Annotated in this window: 6 protein-coding genes; 4 read left to right on the plus strand and 2 right to left on the minus strand. The window is 40.2% G+C overall.

The features are described from left to right. On the minus strand, window positions 1–125 hold a 125-nt coding region (locus tag ACR2F7_RS16600; protein ID WP_432714662.1), incomplete at its 3' end, for a DUF255 domain-containing protein. Between the two features lie 123 nt (window positions 126–248). Between ACR2F7_RS16600 and ACR2F7_RS16605 the strand changes: the two genes are divergently transcribed. Together ACR2F7_RS16605 and ACR2F7_RS16610 are read left to right on the plus strand one after the other, a co-directional pair. Beyond that, window positions 249–506 (plus strand): type II toxin-antitoxin system prevent-host-death family antitoxin, encoded by a 258-nt coding sequence (locus ACR2F7_RS16605; RefSeq protein ID WP_432714657.1) that lies wholly within the window; start codon window positions 249–251, stop codon window positions 504–506. Further along, window positions 503–694 (plus strand): type II toxin-antitoxin system YoeB family toxin, encoded by a 192-nt coding sequence (locus tag ACR2F7_RS16610; protein ID WP_432714658.1) that lies wholly within the window; start codon window positions 503–505, stop codon window positions 692–694. Before ACR2F7_RS16605 ends, ACR2F7_RS16610 begins: the two co-directional genes overlap by 4 nt. Window positions 695–783: 89 nt before the next feature. Here ACR2F7_RS16610 and ACR2F7_RS16615 read toward each other — a convergent pair whose 3' ends face one another. After that, the gene (locus tag ACR2F7_RS16615; protein ID WP_432714659.1) at window positions 784–1,635 is read right to left on the minus strand and encodes an alpha/beta fold hydrolase; all 852 of its coding nucleotides are present in this window, start codon (window positions 1,633–1,635) and stop codon (window positions 784–786) included. 39 nt (window positions 1,636–1,674) lie between these two features. Between ACR2F7_RS16615 and ACR2F7_RS16620 the strand changes: the two genes are divergently transcribed. Continuing rightward, window positions 1,675–2,028, plus strand: coding sequence for a hypothetical protein (locus ACR2F7_RS16620; protein ID WP_432714660.1), 354 nt, complete (start codon window positions 1,675–1,677; stop codon window positions 2,026–2,028). A 62-nt stretch (window positions 2,029–2,090) separates the two neighbouring features. Next, window positions 2,091–3,872: TonB-dependent receptor (locus tag ACR2F7_RS16625; RefSeq protein ID WP_432714661.1), on the plus strand; the 1,782-nt coding region annotated here is incomplete at its 3' end.

Consider the following 3,872-nt stretch of genomic DNA (forward strand, 5'->3'; position numbering starts at 1 on the left):
TTATTTTCTGTCTTTGCTTTTTGTAAAGCTTCTTCGCCCCATTCATACCAGTTTACCGGGTTATAGGCGTGCTGTAATAAATATGGTGAGGATGCTTTTATTAAATGATTAGGTTCTGACATCATGGTATAAAGGTAAAATTTAAAATTAGAGTGAAGTGCTCTTATAATGACAAGGGGTATAGGTAAAGTGTTTTATTAAAGTTCTATTTGTTATATTTGTACCACATTGGTACACTTAATATTTAAATGATGTTAATTATTAGCAGCAGGGAATTTAGAGAAAAACAAGCAGAGTACATGGATCGTGCAGATAATGGCGAACAAATTATAGTGCAAAGAGGTAAAAATAAAGCCTATGCTATTACGCCAATATCGAAAGATGATTTATATTTCACCCCTGAAATGCTTGCCAGAATCGAACTATCTATCCAACAAGCTAAAGAAGGCAAAGTTACAACTGTAAAAGGTAAAGAAGAACTAAAACAATTTCTTGATTCTTTATGAGCTGGCATTTGGACTTCACCGAAAATGCAAAAGAAGATATATCCAAATTAAAGAAATCTGAAAAACAAGCTTACCAGAAATTAGTGCAACTTTTGGATGAGCTTATAGCTCACCCGCGGACTGGAACTGGTAAACCCCAAATAAAAAAACACAACCTTTCTGGCTTATATTCAAGAAGGATCAACTAAAAGCATCGATTAATCTATCAAATTATAGAGGAAAGAGTAACCGTATTGGTACTCTCGGCTTACGGACATTATGAAGATAAATAAAAACATTAACCTTCAAAAATAACTTCTTTAATAGCCTCAATTAACGCTTGCTCCTTCAAAATCTTATAATGCCCTGCACCGTTAAATTCTTTGGTTATAATTTCTGGCTGTTGCTGCAGGAATTCTGCCAGCTGTACATAAGGCAATAATTCATCATCCTGATCATAAAAAACGATGTGTTTTATAGCTGCCTGCGGCGAATAAAGTGATTTGATGTCGAAATAGCTGACCGGAAATTTATAGAATTCATGAAAAGCATTAAACCAGATCGCCTGGTTTTCTGGCGATACTTCGGCATGGTTCATCATACCTGTAAAGTTTTGTTTCAGTTCTACAACGGGGGTAATACTGATTAAAAGTGCTGGCTGCGTTTGAAATTCTTTGAGGGCAACAATATTTGCCATGACACCTAAAGAATGGCCGATCAGGATATCAGGCATGCCATAGGTATTGATGATGGCTTCCAGCGGCTTAACATATAACATCAGGTTGCTCAGTTCACCTTCAGAACTTCCATTGCCTAAGGCATCGAAAGCAATAACCTGCACATCATCCAATGCTATTAAAGCAGTAATGATTTCAGTAAAATCTGTCGCTTTACTACTCCAGCCGTGACTAAGGTAAATTTTCTTTTTTCCGTTTCCCCAGATATAACCGTTAAAAGTCAATTCCCCTTTTGCGAAATAAGGGTCTGGAGCCTGCATGCTGAAATGAACTGCTTGCTCCAACAGGTCTTTTTGATGAGGCCTGTTAGGTAACCTAATGGGAAAGGAAATGTAATTCCATAAAGCAGGCAATAATTCTTGTAAATCCTGAGCTTGTTTTACTTGCAGCAATCGTTGTTTATATGTTTTCAATGAAGGGAATTCTGAGTGTAAAGAATGTTTTTCTAAGTGATGGCCCAATATAGCTATTCCTTTAAAAATAGCAGCAGTGCATTGTATGGCATATTTAGAAAGATGATTGCTATATTTACCCCTATGAAAGCATTTGCTATTTTCATGACCATCATGATTTTCCTAACGGGGCTTGACCTCTGTGAGGATAATGATGCCATGAATAGCAAAAACCACATCGAAGTTTGCAGCCCTTTTTGCCATTGTGCACATTGCCCAATATCCACGGTACTTCCACAGGAATTGCCTGCTCTGCATAGCTTTCAACCCATGCAGCGCATTTTTTCAAGGAGTGATTCCCGCGTTCCAACACAGATGAGCCCTTCTGTATGGCAACCCCCTAAATTTGCTTAACATCTTTTTAATATTCTAATTATTCTTTCCTCCATGCCCTTTAATGGGCTAATACCTATTTAATGAAAAGATACTTGTTACTTTTTGTTGCAATGGCCTTTTATGCAGCTGCTTTTGCACAAAACAACCTAACCATCATTTTAAAAGATGCAAAATCTAAGGAGCCCCTTTTAGGTGCAACCGTAATGATAACTGACCTCAACCTTTCTGCATCGAGTGATGCAAACGGCCAGGTTACGTTTACTACTATCTCCAATGGCACCCATACCTTTGAATACCGTTATGTGGGCTATGCTACAAAAACCAACAGCCTGACTTTCCCTCTTGCCAATACAACGCCCTTACTTGTTTTATTAGAACTGGCGGCCGATAATGAACTGGATGAGGTAGTTGTTTCTTCAACCCGCAGCAGCCGGACTATAGCCAACATCCCTACCCGTATTGAAGTCATTGCCGGTGAGGAACTTGACGAAAAAGGGAACATGAAACCTGGTGATATCCGCATGGTGCTGACGGAAAGTACCGGCATACAAACCCAACAAACTTCTGCCACCAGTGCTAATGCTTCCATCCGTATTCAGGGACTCGATGGTCGCTATACGCAGATTTTAAAAGATGGTTTCCCCCTTTATTCAGGGGCGGCAAGCGGACTAGGCTTACTGCAAACGCCCCCTTTAGATTTAAAGCAGGTGGAAGTGATTAAAGGTTCTTCTTCTACACTTTATGGTGGTGGTGCCATTGCAGGCCTGGTTAACCTGATCAGTAAAACACCGAAAGATGAACGCGAACTCAGGCTGCACCTCAATGGCACTTCTGGCGGAGGCTTAGACCTCAACGGCTTTTACGGTGAGCGTTATGGAAAAGTGGGCTTAACCGTTTATGCTGCCCGAAACAGTAACAATGCTTACGCCCCAGGAGATGTAGATTTTACCGCCATCCCTCAGTTTACAAGATACACCTTTAATCCAAAATTCTTCCTTTATTTAAATGATAAAACTTCCTTAAACTTCGGCATCAATAGCAGTACAGAAGATCGCACAGGTGGCGACCTTCAATATATAAAAGGTAATGGTGATGCTACCCATAGCTTTTTTGAGCGTAATAACTCTGACCGTGTATCCAGCCAATTCTCGTTCAATCGCAAAATAGGCGAACATTCAGAAATTAACATCCGCAACAGCTTAAGTTATTTTAACCGGAAAATATCGATACCAGGTTATCTTTTTGATGGAAGTCAATATGGTACTTTTTCTGAGGCTAGCTTTTCTACCAATAATAAGCACACAGAATGGGTTGCCGGGTTAAACTTGTGGACAGACCAGTTCAAGGAAAATGAGCAAACAGCGGTACCTTTGAGAAACTATAACCAAACCACCTTTGGGGCATTTATACAAAACAATATTCATGCTGCTGAATGGCTTGAACTGGAAGCAGGTTTAAGGGGTGATTATGTGGCCGACTATGGTTTCGCTTTATTGCCAAGGGTTTCTGCCTTATTTAAGTTGAGTGAGAAGTGGAATTCCAGAATTGGCGGAGGCCTGGGTTATAAAACCCCTACCCTTTTTACGGAGGATAGTGAACGGATCCAATACCAAAACGTGCTCCCCATTTCTGCTGCTACCAATAAGCTGGAAAGAAGCTATGGCTTAAACTGGGATATCAATTACCGCACCGCCTTATTCAACGACCAGGTTGCCTTTAGCATTAACCACCTCTTTTTCTATACTTTCCTGAATAATCCTTTAATGATGGAGCAGCAGGCAGACAGCTTTATGTTCATCAATTCGCCCGGCCACATGGACAGCAGGGGCATGGAAACAAATGTAAAGCTTACTTATCAGGAT

Source organism: Pedobacter sp., from assembly GCF_045628745.1.
In the GTDB taxonomy this organism is placed as follows: domain Bacteria; phylum Bacteroidota; class Bacteroidia; order Sphingobacteriales; family Sphingobacteriaceae; genus Pedobacter.